This window comes from Pseudoduganella guangdongensis, from assembly GCF_009857475.1.
Lineage (GTDB): Bacteria > Pseudomonadota > Gammaproteobacteria > Burkholderiales > Burkholderiaceae_D > Rugamonas > Rugamonas guangdongensis.
Genome location: NZ_WWCJ01000002.1, coordinates 18557 through 34637, shown reverse-complemented (window position 1 = coordinate 34637; position 16081 = coordinate 18557). Strand labels below are relative to the sequence as shown.

At 64.3% G+C, this 16081-nt stretch carries 13 protein-coding genes; 10 read left to right on the top strand and 3 right to left on the bottom strand.

Annotated elements, in window-relative coordinates; translation table 11 throughout:
* Positions 1-327 precede the first annotated feature (327 nt).
* Positions 328-2337: a primosomal protein N' gene (locus GTP41_RS02665; RefSeq protein ID WP_161024020.1), complete on the top strand. Its 2010-nt coding sequence runs from the start codon at positions 328-330 to the stop codon at positions 2335-2337.
* A 4-nt stretch (positions 2338-2341) separates the two neighbouring features.
* On the opposite strand, the gene GTP41_RS02660 is transcribed toward GTP41_RS02665, so the two are convergent.
* Complete coding sequence (locus GTP41_RS02660) at positions 2342-3238, bottom strand: ArgP/LysG family DNA-binding transcriptional regulator (protein WP_161024019.1); 897 nt, start codon at positions 3236-3238, stop codon at positions 2342-2344.
* Positions 3239-3303: 65 nt separating this feature from the next.
* Here GTP41_RS02660 and GTP41_RS02655 point away from each other — a divergent pair, with 65 nt between their 5' ends.
* Positions 3304-4743, top strand: a complete 1440-nt coding sequence (locus tag GTP41_RS02655; protein WP_161024018.1) for a dihydrolipoyl dehydrogenase — start codon at positions 3304-3306, stop codon at positions 4741-4743.
* Here the strand turns inward: GTP41_RS02655 and GTP41_RS02650 are convergent, their stop codons facing one another.
* Positions 4744-5226, bottom strand: coding sequence for an SRPBCC family protein (locus GTP41_RS02650; RefSeq protein ID WP_161024017.1), 483 nt, complete (start codon positions 5224-5226; stop codon positions 4744-4746).
* 69 nt (positions 5227-5295) lie between these two features.
* Here GTP41_RS02650 and GTP41_RS02645 point away from each other — a divergent pair, with 69 nt between their 5' ends.
* From GTP41_RS02645 to GTP41_RS02620, 6 genes are all read left to right on the top strand, one after another.
* Positions 5296-7368: a UvrD-helicase domain-containing protein gene (locus GTP41_RS02645; protein ID WP_161024016.1), complete on the top strand. Its 2073-nt coding sequence runs from the start codon at positions 5296-5298 to the stop codon at positions 7366-7368.
* Between the two features lie 43 nt (positions 7369-7411).
* Positions 7412-7864 carry a cache domain-containing protein gene (locus GTP41_RS02640; RefSeq protein ID WP_161024015.1) on the top strand — a complete coding sequence of 151 codons (453 nt, stop codon included), beginning with the start codon at positions 7412-7414 and terminating at the stop codon, positions 7862-7864.
* A gap of 74 nt (positions 7865-7938) precedes the next feature.
* Positions 7939-8448, top strand: coding sequence for a DUF1640 domain-containing protein (locus GTP41_RS02635; RefSeq protein WP_161024014.1), 510 nt, complete (start codon positions 7939-7941; stop codon positions 8446-8448).
* Positions 8449-8487: 39 nt separating this feature from the next.
* Positions 8488-8691 carry a SlyX family protein gene (locus GTP41_RS02630; RefSeq protein WP_161024013.1) on the top strand — a complete coding sequence of 68 codons (204 nt, stop codon included), beginning with the start codon at positions 8488-8490 and terminating at the stop codon, positions 8689-8691.
* Between the two features lie 93 nt (positions 8692-8784).
* On the top strand, positions 8785-10893 hold the full coding sequence (locus GTP41_RS02625) for a M3 family metallopeptidase (protein WP_161024012.1): 2109 nt from the start codon (positions 8785-8787) through the stop codon (positions 10891-10893).
* Positions 10894-11033: 140 nt separating this feature from the next.
* Entirely contained in the window at positions 11034-11306 is a 273-nt protein-coding gene (locus GTP41_RS02620; RefSeq protein ID WP_161024011.1) for a DUF4404 family protein, read from the top strand.
* A gap of 99 nt (positions 11307-11405) precedes the next feature.
* Here GTP41_RS02620 and GTP41_RS02615 read toward each other — a convergent pair whose 3' ends face one another.
* A complete protein-coding gene (locus GTP41_RS02615) occupies positions 11406-11918 on the bottom strand; it encodes a DUF1269 domain-containing protein (protein ID WP_229502716.1) in 513 nt (170 codons plus the stop codon).
* 169 nt (positions 11919-12087) lie between these two features.
* On the opposite strand from GTP41_RS02615, the gene GTP41_RS02610 reads away from it, so the two are divergent.
* Positions 12088-14397, top strand: a complete 2310-nt coding sequence (locus tag GTP41_RS02610) for a YgiQ family radical SAM protein (RefSeq protein WP_161024010.1) — start codon at positions 12088-12090, stop codon at positions 14395-14397.
* A gap of 194 nt (positions 14398-14591) precedes the next feature.
* The gene (locus GTP41_RS02605) at positions 14592-15986 is read left to right on the top strand and encodes an RCC1 domain-containing protein (RefSeq protein WP_161024009.1); all 1395 of its coding nucleotides are present in this window, start codon (positions 14592-14594) and stop codon (positions 15984-15986) included.
* The last annotated feature ends 95 nt before the right edge of the window (positions 15987-16081 follow it).

Here is a 16081-nt window from a genome sequence, read left to right as displayed (position 1 = left end):
CGCGTGTGTACAATGCCTGGCGCGGTGCTGTGGTGCACCAGGCACGTTTTCCACCGCGCGCGCCATAAAAAAAGCTTGATTTCAGGGGAAATCTGGTCCTTAAATAGCCCACTTATGCACAGAGCGTGGAAAAATATGCGCTTTCTGGCTCTCCTAGGGCGTATATTGCAAGTGCTTGAATTTAAAAGGGAAAAAACAGGCACTTCTGCTGAGTTTTCCCAGCTTGCAAGCTAGAGGTTAGTGCTTGCTCTGGATTCTGGCGGCTTTGTTCACAAAGTTATCCCCAGATTCTGTGGATAGTTAAAAAACTTCAACTGATAGGCCTGGATGGCGCACTGCATTCTTCGAATTGCCCTCGATACGCCGCTCAATGCGGTCTTTGATTACCGCTGGAAGTCGGGGGATTCGGGCCGACCGCATGTAGGACAACTCGCCATGGTGCCCTTCGGCCCGCGCGAGGTGGTCGGGCTGGTGGTGGACGTGCTGGATGAGACCGACGTTCCGGAGGAAAAACTGAAGGACGCGCTGGCGGTGCGCAGCCAGCTGGCGCCCCTGTCGGCGCAATGGCTGGCGCTGGCCGGTTTTGCCGCAGAGTATTATCAGCGCCCCCTGGGTGAAGTTGCCCTGCCGGGCTTGCCCAAGAACCTGCGCGTGACAAGCACCGTCGCGCTGGACCGGGCGATCAAGAAGCTGGGCAAGATGGAACTGCCGCACGACCCGGCGCCGGCCGCCGCGCCGCTGCTGAACCCGGGCCAGCAGGCAGCGGCCGACGCCATCGCCGGCGCCCAGGGTTTCGCGCCCTTCCTGCTGTACGGCGTGACCGGCAGCGGCAAGACCGAAGTCTACCTGCAGGCCTGCGCCCAGGTGCTGGCGCGCGAGCCAGAGGGCCAGGTCCTGGTGCTGGTCCCGGAAATCAACCTGACCCCGCAGCTGGAAACGAATATCCGCGCCCGCTTCCCCGGCGTCATGCTGTCCACCCTGCACAGCCGCCTGTCGGAAGGCGAACGCATGCTGCACTGGCTGGCCGCGCACGAAGGCAAGGCGCGCATCGTGCTGGGCACGCGCCTGGCCATCCTGGCCTCCCTGCCGCACCTCAAGCTGATCGTCATCGACGAGGAGCACGACCCGTCCTATAAGCAGCAGGAAGGCCTGCGCTATTCCGCGCGCGACCTGGCCGTGTGGCGCGCGCACCAGCTGCAGCTGCCGGTGGTGCTGGGTTCCGCCACGCCGTCGCTGGAAAGCTGGCACCACGCGCTCAAGGGCCGCTACCGCAAGCTGGAACTGCGCGAGCGCGCGGTGCAGCAGGCGGTGCTGCCGTCCGTGAAGCTGATCGACACCTCGCGCCGGCGCGGGCAGGAAGGCATGAGCGAGCAGCTGGTGGAGGCGATCAAGCTGCGCATGGAACGCGGCGAGCAATCCTTGCTGTTCCTGAACCGGCGCGGTTATTCGCCGGTGATCACCTGCGAATCCTGCGGCTGGGTCAGCGAATGCAAGCGCTGCACGGCCTTGATGGTGCTGCATAAGACCGATTACCGCCTGCGCTGCCACCATTGCAGCCTGGAGATGCGCATCCCGCGCCATTGCCCGACCTGCGGCAATATCGACCTGCAGCCGCTGGGGCGCGGTACCCAGCGCATCGAGGAAAGCCTGCAGGAGATGTTCCCGCAGGCGCGCGTGCTGCGCATCGACGCCGACAGCACGCGCCGCAAGGGCAGCGCGCAGGAAGCGTTCGACAGCGTGCACCGGCAGGAGGTGGATATCCTGGTCGGCACGCAAATGGTCGCCAAGGGGCACGATTTCAAGAACCTGACGCTGGTCGGCATCATGAATCCTGACAGCTCATTGTTTTCGCAGGACTACCGCGCCAGCGAGCGCCTGTTCGCGCAGTTGATGCAGGTGGCCGGGCGCGCCGGACGCCAGGGCGGCAGCGCGAGCGAGGTGCTGGTGCAGACCAGCTATCCGGAGCATCCGCTGTTCTCGGCGCTGGTGGCGCATGACTACGATTATTTCGCCAATTCGCTATTGGGCGAGCGCGAGGTGGCGGGCTTGCCGCCGTTCCTGTACCAGGCCATCCTGCGCGCCGAGGCGCGCGAGCTGGAACAGGCGCTGGAATTCCTGCGCGCGGCGCGCGGGCTGGTGGCGCACGAGGGCATCACCATCAACGACCCTATCCCCATGAGCATGGCGCGCGTGCACAATATGGAGCGCGCGCAGCTGCTGGTGGAGTCGGCCTCGCGGCCGGCGCTGCAGGCTTTCCTGAAAGGGTGGATGCAGGCGCTGCGCGAGCACAAGACGCGGATCAAGTGGTCGCTGGAGGTGGACCCGGTGGATATCTAAGGCGCTAAGGCTGCACCAGATACCGCCGCGCAGTCCCAACCACCTGTTCGCTCAAAGCATGGGTAAACGGCGTATCCAGCTCCCAGGCATGCCAGTCCAGTTCCACATCGATAAAGCGCCCCGGCAGCAGATCCACCAGCGCCCCTTGCGCCAGGGCCTGCGCCGCCTGCAGGTAAGGCAGCAAGCCGTAAGCCAGCCCGCCAGACACGGTGTCGCTCAAGGCCGTCGACAATGGCAAGGTATGGTGCGGGAAGGCCCGCACAAATCCCGCCTCGCGCGCCAGGAAGCGCGCCATCAGCTCGCGGTCGTGCACCACCGCCGGCGCCAGCGCCAGGGCATCGGCGCCGACCCCGTCGCCGAACCAGTGCGCCGCGAACGACGGCGCCGCCACGCACACATAGCGCATGGCGCCCAGCGCCGTGGCCGACGACCCGGCCGCCGCCGGCAACGACAGCTCGCCGCGCGCCGCCACGCAGCCGAACACCGCACCCTCGCGCATCAGGTGCAGCGCCGCTTCGCGCCCGGCGCATGCCACATCCACCTGGCAGCGCGGCGGCGACAACAGGGGCCGCAAGGCCAGCGGGAACCAGGTCGCCAGGCTGGCGGCATCGACAGCCACGGCGATTTCCGGCATGCTGGTCTGGTGACCCAGGTCGATGTCGAGCGCCGCCTCCATCAGTTTGACGTTACGGTAATGCGAGATGAGGCGCTGGCCCAGGCCTGTCGCTTCGGCGGGGGAACCGCGCACGATCAGCAGCCGTCCGACCGCGTCCTCGAGCGCTTTGATTCGCTGGGATACGGCCGGCTGGCTGATGCCCAGCGCGGTGGCCGCCTTTTCGAAGCTGCCCTGGCTGGCAACGGCATCCAGCACCGCCAGCGCGCGGTAGTCCAGATTTTCCATAAGGTGTGCTTATACAAGCCTGAAAAGATAAGTCATACTAATGCAATTCTGATGTCGGAGGCAAGATGGAAACCATTCAGTGCGATGTGGCAGTGATCGGCGCCGGGACGGCGGGGTTAAGCGCCTACCGGGCGGCGCGCAACGCCGGCAAGCGGGCGCTCCTGATCGAGGTCGGCCCGCACGGCACCACCTGCGCGCGCGTCGGCTGCATGCCGAGCAAACTGCTGATCGCCGCGGCGGAAGCGGCGCACGCCGTGCGCGAGGCGCCCGGCTTCGGCGTGAATCCCGGCCCGCTGGCGATCGACGGCCAGGCGGTCATGGCGCGCGTGCGCAGCGAGCGCGACCGCTTTGTCGGTTTCGTGCTGGAGAACGTGGCCGCCATGCCGGCGCAGGACAAGCACGATGGCCGCGCGCGTTTCATCGCGCCCGACCGCCTGCGGATCGGCGCCAAGCTGGAAGTGGCGGCGCGCGCGGTGGTGATCGCCACCGGCTCCAGCCCGGACATCCCGTCCGCATGGGCGGCGGCCGGTCCGCGCGTGATCAGCAGCGACGCCGTGTTCGAGTGGACCGACCTGCCGCGCTCGGTGGCGGTGATCGGCGCCGGCGTGATCGGGCTGGAACTGGGCCAGGCCCTGCACCGCCTGGGCGTGCGCGTGGCCGTGGTGGCGCGCAGCAACGGCCTGGCGCAGCTGAAAGACCCGCTGGTGCTGGCCGCCGCCGCGCAGGCATTGGGCGAGGAAATGGACATCCGCTTCCGCACCGAGGTGGCGGGCATGGCGCGCGCCGGTGAGGGCGTCGAACTGCGCACGCGCGACGCCCATGGCGCCGAGCGCAGCGAGCATTTCGACTACGTGCTGGTGGCCACCGGCCGCACGCCCAATGTGCACGGCCTGGGCCTGGACCATGCGGGGCTGGCGCTGGACCGGCGCGGCATTCCCCAATTCGACCGCCACACCATGCAGTGCGGCGCCAGCAGCATTTTCATCGCGGGCGACGCCAATGCCGAACTGCCCGTGCTGCCGGAAGCGGCCGACCAGGGCAAGATCGCCGGCGCCAACGCCGCCCGCTATCCCGATGTGAAGCCCGGCCTGCGCCGCACGCCGCTGGCCATCACCTTCTGCGAGCCGCAAATCGCCACCGTGGGCCGGGGCTACAAGGAGCTGTCGAACGGCCGCGAGCCTTTCGCCATCGGCGCGGTGGGCTTTGACGACCAGGGACGCAGCCGCGTCATGCGCCAGAACAAGGGCATGCTGCGCGTGTATGCGGAGTATGGGAGCGGGCGTTTCCTGGGCGCCGAGATGGTCGGCCCGCGCGCCGAGCACATCGGACATCTGCTGGCCTGGGCGCACCAGGCCGGGCTGACGGTGGCGCAGATGCTGGACATGCCGTTCTACCACCCGGTGGTGGAAGAGGGCCTGCGCACCGCCTTGCGCGACCTGGCGCAGGAGCTGCAAAAGCCGCCGCCGCCGCCCAAGCCGGTACCGGACTGCACGCCCGGCTGCTGATTAATTAAGCGACGCGTCCAGCCGGCCCTGGCTGGCCAGTTCGCGCAGCACGCGGATGGTGTCGATGTCCGACTCCTTGTAGGCGGAGCGGCGGAAATCGTCGTACATCTGGTTGGCGGCGTCGGTCGCCGCGTCGTGCCCGTCGTCGTACTGGAAGCGCACGTACAGGCGGTCCGGCTGCGGTATCTCGATCGTCATGGTCAGGCTGGAAGGGCTGATGTCCTTCTGCGCCGGCACGTTGTAGCGCACGATGTACGGCGCGTGCAGTTCCACCACGTCTTCGATCACCACTTCGCCGTAGCGCAGGCGGCGCGAGAAGCCGGTTTCGGTGCGCGCGCTGATATCCGCCTGGTCCAGGTGCGGCACGAACAGCTTGGGCGACTCCGCGCGCAGCACCAGGCCGCGCCACAATTGCTGGTGGCTGACGGTATCGGCCAGCGGATTGAGGAGGTCGTTCACTTCTATCAAATGTTCAAATTTCATAACACAATGTCCTGCTGTATTTGGGGCGTGTGCGGGGATTGATACCACTATATTCTGTACAATGCCGGGATGTCCAATGCACCCCAGTTCGGCCTGAACGGCCCCCAGAGCGAAGCCGTGCTCTATCTCGACGGCCCTGCCCTTGTACTGGCGGGGGCCGGCTCGGGCAAGACGCGCGTCATCACGCAAAAAATCACGCACATGATCGAGGATCGCGGCTACGACCCGCGCACGATCGCCGCCCTCACCTTCACCAATAAAGCCGCGCTGGAAATGCAGGAGCGCGTCGGCAAAATGCTGAAGCAGCCCAAACAGGCCAAGCAGCTGACCGTCTGCACCTTCCACTCGCTCGGCGTGCGCATCCTGCGCCAGGAATGCAACCATCTGGGGCTGAAAGACCGTTTTTCAATCATGGACAGCGACGATTGCTATTCGCTGGTCCAGGACCTGGCCATCACCACCGACAAGAACGTGATCCGCGGCATCCAGAACGATATCTCGCTGTGGAAGAACGGCCTGGTCACGCCGGAAGACGCCCTGAAGCAGGCCCAGACCGAGGACGAGGCGCAATCGGCGCGCATCTACGGCAGCTATATCGCCACCCTGGCGGCCTACCAGGCGGTCGATTTCGATGACCTGATCCGCCTGCCGGTGGAGCTGTTCCGCAACCACGACACGGTGCGCGACAAATGGCAGCGCCGCCTGCGCTACCTGATGATTGACGAGTACCAGGACACCAACACCTGCCAGTACGAGCTGGTGAAACTGATGGTGACGGGCCTGGGCAAGAAGCCGATGTTCACCGCCGTGGGCGACGACGACCAGGCGATCTACGGCTGGCGCGGCGCCACCATGGAAAACCTGGCGCTGCTGCAGGTCGACTTCCCCGACCTCAAGCTGATCAAGCTGGAACAGAACTACCGCTCCACCAGCCGCATCCTGCAGGCCGCCAATGCGGTGATCCAGAACAATCCCAAGCTGTTTGAAAAAACGCTGTGGTCGGAGCTGGGCATCGGCGAGCCGATCAAGGTGCACTCCATGCCGAACGAGGAGCAGGAGGCGGAGCAGGTGGCGATCATGATTTCGGCCGACCACTTCGAGCGCAAGAACAAGTGGGCCGACTACGCCATCCTGTACCGCGGCAACCACCAGGCGCGCGTGATCGAGCAAGCCCTGCGCACGCAACGCATCCCGTACACGATTTCCGGCGGCCAGAGTTTCTTCGACAAGGCGGAGATCAAGGACATCATGGCCTACCTGCGTTTGATGGCGAATCCGGACGACGATCCCGCTTTCATCCGCGCCGCCACCACGCCGCGCCGCGGCATCGGTCAGTCCACGCTGGAAGCGCTGGGTTCTTTCTCCGGCAAGTGGCAATGCTCGCTGTTCGAAGCCGTGTTCAAGGGCGGCATTGAAGCGGTGCTGCAGGAACGCCAGCTCAAGCCGCTGCAGGACTTCTGCAACTTCATCCTCGAACTGGAGTCGCGCGCCACGCGTCCCGGCCCGTCCGGCAGCGGCGACAACGCAGCGCAGGTGCTGGACGACCTGATGGAAGGCATGCACTACGAGCATTACCTGTACGACGCGTTCGAGGAACGCGCCGCGCAAAGCAAGTGGCAGAACGTGCTGGAATTCGTCAATTGGCTGAAGGAGCGCGGCCGCGGCGGCAAGGACCGCGACGGCGAGGAAAAGAACGTGCTGGAGCTGACGCAGATGGTGGCGCTCATGTCCATGCTGGAGGGGAAGGACGAGGAGCCGGACGCGATCCGCATGTCCACCCTGCACGCCTCGAAAGGGCTGGAGTACCCGCACGTGTTCCTGGTCGGGGTGGAAGAAGGCATCCTGCCGCACAAGGGCGACCCGGACGCGCCGGTGGAAACCCTGGGCCAGCGCATCGAAGAAGAGCGGCGCCTGATGTACGTCGGCATCACGCGTGCCCAGCGCACCTTGCAGCTCACCTGGTGCAAGAAGCGCAAACGCGGCGGCGAACACGTGCAGTGCGACGTGTCGCGCTTCATCGCCGAGATGGCGCTCGACGTGGGCGACGCGCCGCCCAAGGAAACCGAGATCCTCTCGCCGCGCGAACGCCTGGCGCGCATGAAGGAGTTGTTGTCGGCTCCGCGCGACGTCAACCCTGCCTGATTGGTGTTAGGATGGGGGCTCATCCTTTGAACAGGAGGCTCCCATGTTTTTACGCACGTGCCTGCTTGCCGCCCTGGTGAGCGCAGCGCCCTTAGTGTCCGCAGCGGATGTGGTGACCAAGCCTGAAGCCGAGGCCATGGTGAAAAAAGCGCTGGGCTACCTGAAGGCCAATGGCCCCGACAAGACCTTTGCCGAAATCAACAAAAAGGATGGACCGTTCGTCGACCGCGACCTGTACCTGACGGTGTATGGCAGCGATGGCGTGGTACGCGCACACGGCGCGAATGCCAAGATGATCGGCAAGAACCTGATGGAACTGAAAGACGTCGACGGCAAAGCCTTCGTCAAGGAGCGGGTCGAAATGGCGAAGAAAAAAGTCCCGTTCTGGCAGGACTATAAGTTCAACAATCCGGTCACCAACAAGATCGAGCCGAAAACCATGTATTGCGTGCCGGAAGACGACCTGATCCTCTGCGGCGGCGTCTATCTGAAGTAAGCCTGCGCTGGATCAAACTGGCGTGCGTCCCGCGCCCGCCGGACGGCGGGATAATGGTGGCGACTGGAGCCGCCATGCCGAACACGATCGACCCGCTCGACTATGAAGAACGCCTGACCCAGGCCGGGGTGCCGGCCGAGCAGGCGCACGTGCACGCCGAGGCGATTGGCCAGGTAAAGTCCGAGCTGGATGCGATCGACGAGCGCGCTAAAGCGACGCGCATTGAAAACAGGGTTGATCAAGGGTTCGCAAAGGTCGAAAAGGATCTTGACGCGATGCATGGCAAGATCGACACCTGCCTGGCAGAACTCAACTCCAAAATTGACACCGGCCTGGCAGAACTCAACTCCAAAATTGACACCGGCCTGGCAGAACTCAACACCAAAATCGACACCGGTCTGGCAGAACTCAACACCAAGATCGACCGAACCAGGGCTGAGCTTGATGCCAAAATTGATCAAACGCGGGTCGAGCTTGAAGCCCAGATGCAGAAAATCAAATGGGAAACCATTTGCTGGACGATCGGCATCGTCATCTCGATTTGCTCCCTGCAAGGCTTCATCATCGTCAACGTGCTGCGCTAGCCGGTAAAATGCCCGCTTTACCCGAAGCAGGAGCAAGTTGTGGACAGCGAAGAGCGTTTTGTCAATATTGAACTGAAACTGGTGCACCAGGAAGACCTGGTGGAAGCGCTGAACCAGCGCGTCTACGAGCAGCAAAAGCAGATCGACATGCTGGAAGACCTGGTGCGTGCCCTGGCCGAGCGCGTGCGCACCTCCAGCCTGACCAACCAGACCCCGCTCAACGAGCGCCCGCCGCACTATTAAGCCTGCAACTTTTTGATACGCAGCGCAGCATGACTTTGCTGTGCAGGGTTGCTATTATCTGGCGCTCCGAAACATTACAAAACAGGAGAGAGAATGTTCCGTCCAAAACTGCTGGTGCTCGCCGCCAGCCTGGCTGTTGCCGGTCTTGCAAATGCCGCCCTGCCGGCGTCCAACCCTTTCGCCGAAGTGTCCAAGCTGCCGCTGAACTATCCGGCTTTCGACAAATTCAGCAACGACACCTACGGCCCGGCCTTTGAAGAAGGCATGAAGGAGCAGGCTGCCGAAATCGTCAAGATCGCCAACAACAAGGCCGCGCCAACGTTCGACAACACCATCGTCGCGATGGAACGCTCCGGCCGCCTGCTGGACCGCGTCAGCTCCGTCTTCGGCAACCTGTCCGGCGCCAACACCAACGACGCATTCGAAGCCCTGAACCGCGAACTGGCGCCCAAGCTGTCCGCCCACAGCGACGCCATCCGCCTGAATGAAAAGCTGTACGCCCGCATCAAGGCCCTGTACGACAAGCGCGACAAGCTGAAGCTGGATGCCGAATCCAAGCGCCTGCTGGAGCGCTACCACACCGACTTCGTGCGCGCCGGCGCCAAGCTGTCCGCCGCCGACAAGGAAAAACTGAAGGCCTACAACTCGCAGCTGGCCGCCCTGTCCACCACCTTCAGCCAGAACGTGCTGAAAGAAGCCAATGCCTCCGCCCTGGTGGTCGACACCCGCGCCGAACTGGCCGGCATGTCCGACAAGGCCATCGACGCCGCCGCCGCCGCCGCCAAGGCCAAGGGCATGGATGGCAAATTCCTGATTGCTGTCTCCAACACCACCGGCCAGGCGCCGCTGGAAGTGCTGACCAACCGCAGCACCCGCGAGCGCCTGCTGGCAACCTCGCTGGCGCGCGGCAGCCGTGGCGGCGATTTCGACAACCGCGACGTCGTGCTGAAGATCACCAAGCTGCGCGCCGAACGCGCCGCCCTGCTGGGCTACCCGTCGCACGCCGCCTACCAGCTGGAAGACCAGACCGCGCACGACACCAGCGCCGTCAACAAACTGCTGGCCGAGCTGACCAAACCTGCCGTGAACAACGCGCGCAAGGAAGCGGCCGACATCCAGGCCGTGATCGACGCCGAAAAGGGCGGCTTCACCAATGCCGCGCAGGACTGGGCCTACTACACCGACAAGGTGCGCCAGGCCAAATACGCCTTCGACCAGAACCAGCTCAAGCCCTACTTCGAGCTCGACAATGTGCTGCACAACGGCGTCTTCTTCGCCGCCACCAAGGTCTTCGGCATCACCTTCAAGGAACGCAAGGACCTGCCGGTGTACCACCCCGACGTGCGTGTGTGGGACGTGTTCGACGCCGACGGCAAGCAGCTGGCCATCTTCCTGGGCGACTTCTACGCGCGCAGCAACAAGCGCGGCGGGGCCTGGATGAACGCCTACGTGTCGCAGTCCAAGCTGATGGGCACCAAGCCGGTGGTGGCCAACCACCTGAACATTCCCAAGCCAAGCGCGGGCGAGCCAACCCTGCTGACCTATGACGAAGCGCGCACCCTGTTCCACGAATTCGGCCACGCCCTGCACGGCATGTTCTCCGACGTGAAATACCCGCGCTTCGCCGGCACCCGCGTGCCGCGCGATTTCGTGGAATTCCCTTCCCAGGTCAACGAAATGTGGATGACCTGGCCGGAAATCCTGAACAACTACGCCAAGCATTACCAGACTGGCGCGCCGATGCCGAAGGAACTGCTGGACAAGGTGCAGGCTTCCGCCAAGTTCAACGAAGGCTTCCGCACCACCGAATACCTGGCCGCCTCGATCCTGGACCAGCGCTGGCACCAGCTGCCGGCCGACAAGATCCCGACCGACGTGCTGGGCTTCGAATCGTCCGTGCTGAAGGACGCCGGCATCGACTTCGCGCCGGTGCCGCCGCGCTACCGCACCACCTACTTCTCGCACGTGTTCGCCGGCGGCTACTCGGCCGGCTACTACGGCTACCTGTGGTCTGAGAAGCTGGATGCCGACACCGTGGAATGGTTCACCGAAAACGGCGGCCTGTCGCGCAAGAACGGCGACCACTTCCGCAAAGCCCTGCTGTCCAAAGGCGGCACGATGGACGCGATGCAGATGTACCGCGAATTCCGCGGCCGCGACGCCAAGATCGACCCGCTGCTGGAACGCCGCGGCTTAAAGTAACTTGCTGGGGGCAGGTCCGGATGTGCGGCACGCGCAGCGTGCCGCATGTTCGGCCCTGACGCCACTGAGCAAGAGCGGTGGCTCGTCGTGACGGATGGGTGTATAAATGGGGTATAGCCACTTCAACGGGGAGAGGAATCATGGAAACCAAGCTGAAGGAGACCTTGCGCCAGCTGCACGCTACGCTGGCCCACCACGTCCCGGTCGATGAGGAATTGCAAGACTTGCTGCGCCAGCTCGATGGCGACATCAAGCACATCCTCGAGCAGCCGCCCGAGCCGGACGGCGGCACCAGCACCTACGGCCTGGCCGAACGCACCCAGGAAATCACCGCCCAATTCGCCGCCAAGCACCCGGCGCTGGAGCCGACCTTGCGCGAGTTGACGCGCATCCTGGGTAATATGGGAATCTGACCCGGCGCAGGCGCCCAAAAAGAAGGCGGGCCGCAGCCCGCCTTCGGTGTGGAACCCGGGGTTATGCCGGCGTTCCAACCGGCCCCCGGGAGGCTGGCCTTATGGAAAGGCCAGCAAGGGCGGTTCTTCACCGCCAAAGCTAAAGTCAGGATGACGTTTGGCGATCATTTCCTCGATCTCCTTCATGCGCCGCACGGGCACGTCAACCATCATCAACACCTGACCTTGTTCAATACGCTCGGAATACTGCTCCAGCTTCTTGTTGGGAATTGCCGCCGCGTTCATGCCGCTGGCCCAGCCGCCAAACAGCGCACCGCCCAGCATGACCAGCAAGATGGTCATGGCGCGCAGGGTCAGCCCCTCGGGTGGGAACAGCACCAGGAAGAGACCGGCACACAGCCCCACAATCCCGCCAATGGCGATCCCCAGCTTGGCGCCGTGGATCAAGTCCGTTTTCAGCAGGAAATTGCAATCTGGCATGTCATCGGGCAGGGTGCCCTCCTTGGCCAGGAAATGGATATGCCGTTCTTCGATGCGTGCCAGCAGCAGTTCGTCCAATTCTGCGCGGGCGGCCTTAACGTTGGGAAGCATGTAATACAGTCTGCGTCGCATGATTTACACTCCATCGAAGACGTTGTATACCCGTTATAGCAAAAAAGGCACGATGTTCAATAGATATTTGCCCGCAACAGCTTGCCGGAACGTCACAAGTTACTGAAACTTAAAGGTTTTTTGCACACCATGGCGGGCGAAAGCCGGTCTTTTCCGGTACAATGCCGGGATGAATCCCCCTACCAATCTTTTCGCGACCGTCGCCAAGCGGTCTGCGCGTGCTCCTTCCGTCCCATTCCTGCCCATGTCCCGCGCGGAGATGGAGACCCTGGGCTGGGACCAGTGCGACATCATCCTGGTGACCGGCGACGCGTATATTGACCACCCAAGCTTCGGTATGGCCCTGGTCGGCCGCCTGCTGGAAGCGCAGGGTTACCGCGTGGGCATCATCGCCCAGCCGGACTGGAATTCGGCCGAAGCCTTCCGCGTGCTGGGCAAGCCGCGCCTGTACTACGGCATCACCGCCGGCAATATGGACTCCATGGTCAACCGCTACACGGCCGACCGCAAGATCCGCTCCGACGACGCCTACACCCCGAACGCCGAGCCGAACAAGCGCCCCGACCGCGCCGTGACCGTGTACGCCCAGCGCGCGCGCGAAGCCTACCCCGGCACGCCGATCATCATCGGCTCCATCGAAGCCTCGCTGCGCCGCATCGCCCACTACGACTACTGGTCGGACAAGGTGCGCAAATCGGTGCTGACCGAATCCAAGGCCGACCTGCTGATCTTCGGCAACGCCGAACGCGCGCTGGTGGACCTGACGCGCCGCCTGGACATGGGCGAAAAGATCAAGGACATCAAAGACCTGCGCGGCACCGCCTTCCTGGTGCCGCACGGCTGGATGCCGTCGCCGGAATGGGCCGTGCACAACTCGACCCGGGTCGACGTGCCGGGCCGCGTTGACCCGCATCCCGATCCTTACGCCATGGCGAAGGAAGACAAGAAAGAGTGCGCCACCGAAAACGCGGCGCCGGAACCGGTGGTCAAGCCGGTCATCATCATGACGCGCGAAGAGCGCCTGGCCGCCGCCAAGGAAAAGCACAACAAGACCGTGGTGCGCCTGCCGTCGTACGACGTGGTGAAGGACGACCCGGTGATGTATGCGCACGCCTCGCGCGTGTTCCACCTGGAATCGAACCCGGGCAATGCGCGCGCGCTGGTGCAGCAGCACGGCGACCGCGACGTGTGGATGAACCCGCCGCCGCTGCCGCTGGCCATGGATGAAATGGACGGCGTGTACGACATGGAGTACTCGCGCGCCCCGCACCCGAGCTACGGCAACGCCAACATCCCGGCCTGGGAAATGATCCGCTTCTCGGTCAACATCATGCGCGGCTGCTTCGGCGGCTGCACCTTCTGCTCGATCACTGAGCACGAAGGCCGCATCATCCAGAGCCGCTCCGAGCCGTCCATCCTGCGCGAGATCGAGCATATCCGCGACAAGACCAAGGGCTTCACCGGCATCATCTCCGACCTGGGCGGCCCGACTGCGAACATGTACCGCCTGTCCTGCAAGGACAAGGAAATCGAGACCACCTGCCGCCGCCTGTCCTGCGTCTACCCGTCGATCTGCGTCAACCTGGGCACCGACCACAGCAAGCTGATCCAGCTGTACCGCAAGGCGCGCGAGATCAAGGGCGTGAAGAAGATCCTGATCCAGTCCGGCCTGCGCTACGACCTGGCCGTGCGTTCGCCGGAGTATGTGAAAGAGCTGGTGACGCACCACGTGGGCGGCCTGCTGAAGATCGCGCCCGAGCACACCGAATCGAATGTGCTGAGCAAGATGATGAAGCCGGGCATCGGCGCCTACGACGAGTTCAAGGCGATGTTCGAGAAGTACTCGCTGGAAGCGGGCAAGAAGCAGTACCTGATCCCCTACTTCATCGCCGCCCACCCGGGCACGACGGACGAGGACATGCTGAACCTGGCGCTGTGGCTGAAGAAGAACAACTTCCGCCTGGACCAGGTGCAGACCTTCATGCCGACCCCGATGGCGATGGCGTCCGCCATGTACCACTCGCGCCGCAACCCGCTGCACAAGGTGACCGAGACCTCGGAAGTGGTGGAAACGCCGCGCAATATGAAGCAGCGCCAGGCGCACAAAGCCTTCCTGCGCTACTACGACCCGAAGAACTGGCCGATCCTGCGCGACACCCTGCGCCGCATGGGCCGTGGCGACCTGATTGGCGACGGCGAGCGCCACCTGATCCCGCCGTACCGCGTCGGCGAAGAGAACTTCAAGGTATCGCAAGGCAAGCGCGCCATGCCGACCCTGGCCCCGGGCCAGCAGAAGCGCGGCGCCGGCCTGCCACCGCCGGCCCACATCGCCCGCGGCGGCAAGCCGAACGCGCTGACCGGTTCCATGACCGCCCGCGCCACGGTCGAGACCAAGGCCCGCCCCTCGATCCTCGACACGATCAAGGTCAAGCCCAAAGCCGCCCCCGCCAAGCCCGGCGCCCGCCCCGGCCGCAAGTAAAGCCAATGTCCCCATTCGGGGTCAGGTCTGACAATCGGACATTTTGCGCAGCAAAATGTCCGATTGCCAGACCTGACCCCGAATCTGCAAAGTGGACATTTGAGCCTGAATCCCCTTCCTATTCGTTTCAACGCGGTGCGCGCTGAGCGGCTACACTAGCCGTATCCTGCACTAACTCCCTTTGGAACACGCATATGAATATGAAGTCCCTGTTGCTGGTCCCGCTCCTGGCCCTGTTCGCAGCCTGCGGCGGTGGCGGCGGCGATGACAGCCCGAGCACGCCTGAGACGCCGACCCTGAAGTCGATCACCGTGACGCCGGCCAATCAGACCATCCCGCTCGGCGGTACCCTGCAAATGGCGGCCAGCGGCCTGTACTCGGACGGCAAAACCAGCGCCATCACCGCCGGCATCACCTGGTCCATCAAGGGCAAGAACGCCACCATCGGTTCCAGCGGCCTGGTCACGGCCACCGTGTTGGGCAGCGACACCGTGACCGCCACCGTTGGTTCGGTCAGCGGCAGCACCGGCATCACCATCAGCCAGCCCTGGGCCGAAGTATTCAGCGGCGGCAACCACGCCGTGGTGCTGAAGAAGGAAGGCAGCCTGTGGTCGGCCGGCTCCAATGGCTGGGGCCAACTGGGCGATGGCACCACCACCGACCGCAACAAGCTGGTGGTGGTCAATGGCAATGTGCTGACCTGGAAGCAGGTGGCGGTGGGCGAATTCCACACCGTTGCCGTGCGCTCGGACGGCACGCTGTGGGCCTGGGGCTTCAACCAGAACGGCCAGCTGGGCACCGGCACCACCGTCGACCGCTCCGCGCCGGTGCAGGTTGGCACCGCCAAGGACTGGACCTCGGTCGCCGCCGGCAAAGCGCATTCGCTGGCGGTAAACAAGGCCGGCCAGCTGTGGGCCTGGGGCCGCAACTTCAATGGCCAGCTGGGCGACGGCACCAAGATCGACCGCCTGGCGCCGACCCGCGTCGGCACCGCCGTCGGCTGGAAATCGGTGTCGGCCGGCGCCACCCACACCATCGGCCTGCGCACCGACGGCACCATCTGGGCCTGGGGCGCCAATGAAAGCGGCCAGCTCGGCAACGGCAACACCACGGAAGCCACCGCCCCGGCGCAGATCGGCACCGCGACCTGGGTCGCCACCGCGGCCGGCGGTGCGCACAGCATGGCCATCCGCGCCGACGGCGCCTTGTTCGCCTGGGGCGCCAACGCGTCCGGCCAACTGGGCGACGGCACCGCGCTGGACGAACTGGAACCGAAACAGGTCGGCACCGAAACCAATTGGGCCAATATCGCGGCGGGCGACGCCTTCTCGCTGGCGGTCAAATCCAACGGCTCCCTGTGGTCGTGGGGTTCGAACAGCGCCGGCCAGCTGGGCCTCGGCTCCAACCTGGACAAGAGCGAGCCGACCCAGGTCGGCGCCGGCATGACCTGGCGCGCCGTGACCGCCGGCCTGCGCCATGCCTACGGCATCCAGACCGACAGCACGGTCTGGGTCTGGGGCCGCAACACGGAAGGCCAGCTGGCCAAGGGCGATAACGCGAACGCGCTATCGCCGGCCCAACTTCCATAGGATTTGTGCAGCAGGAAAGCCACACTCGGCGCGCTGGCCGCGCCGAAGCGGATACAATCGGTTTGTCGACTTTGCCAACTCTGTATCCGGATAAA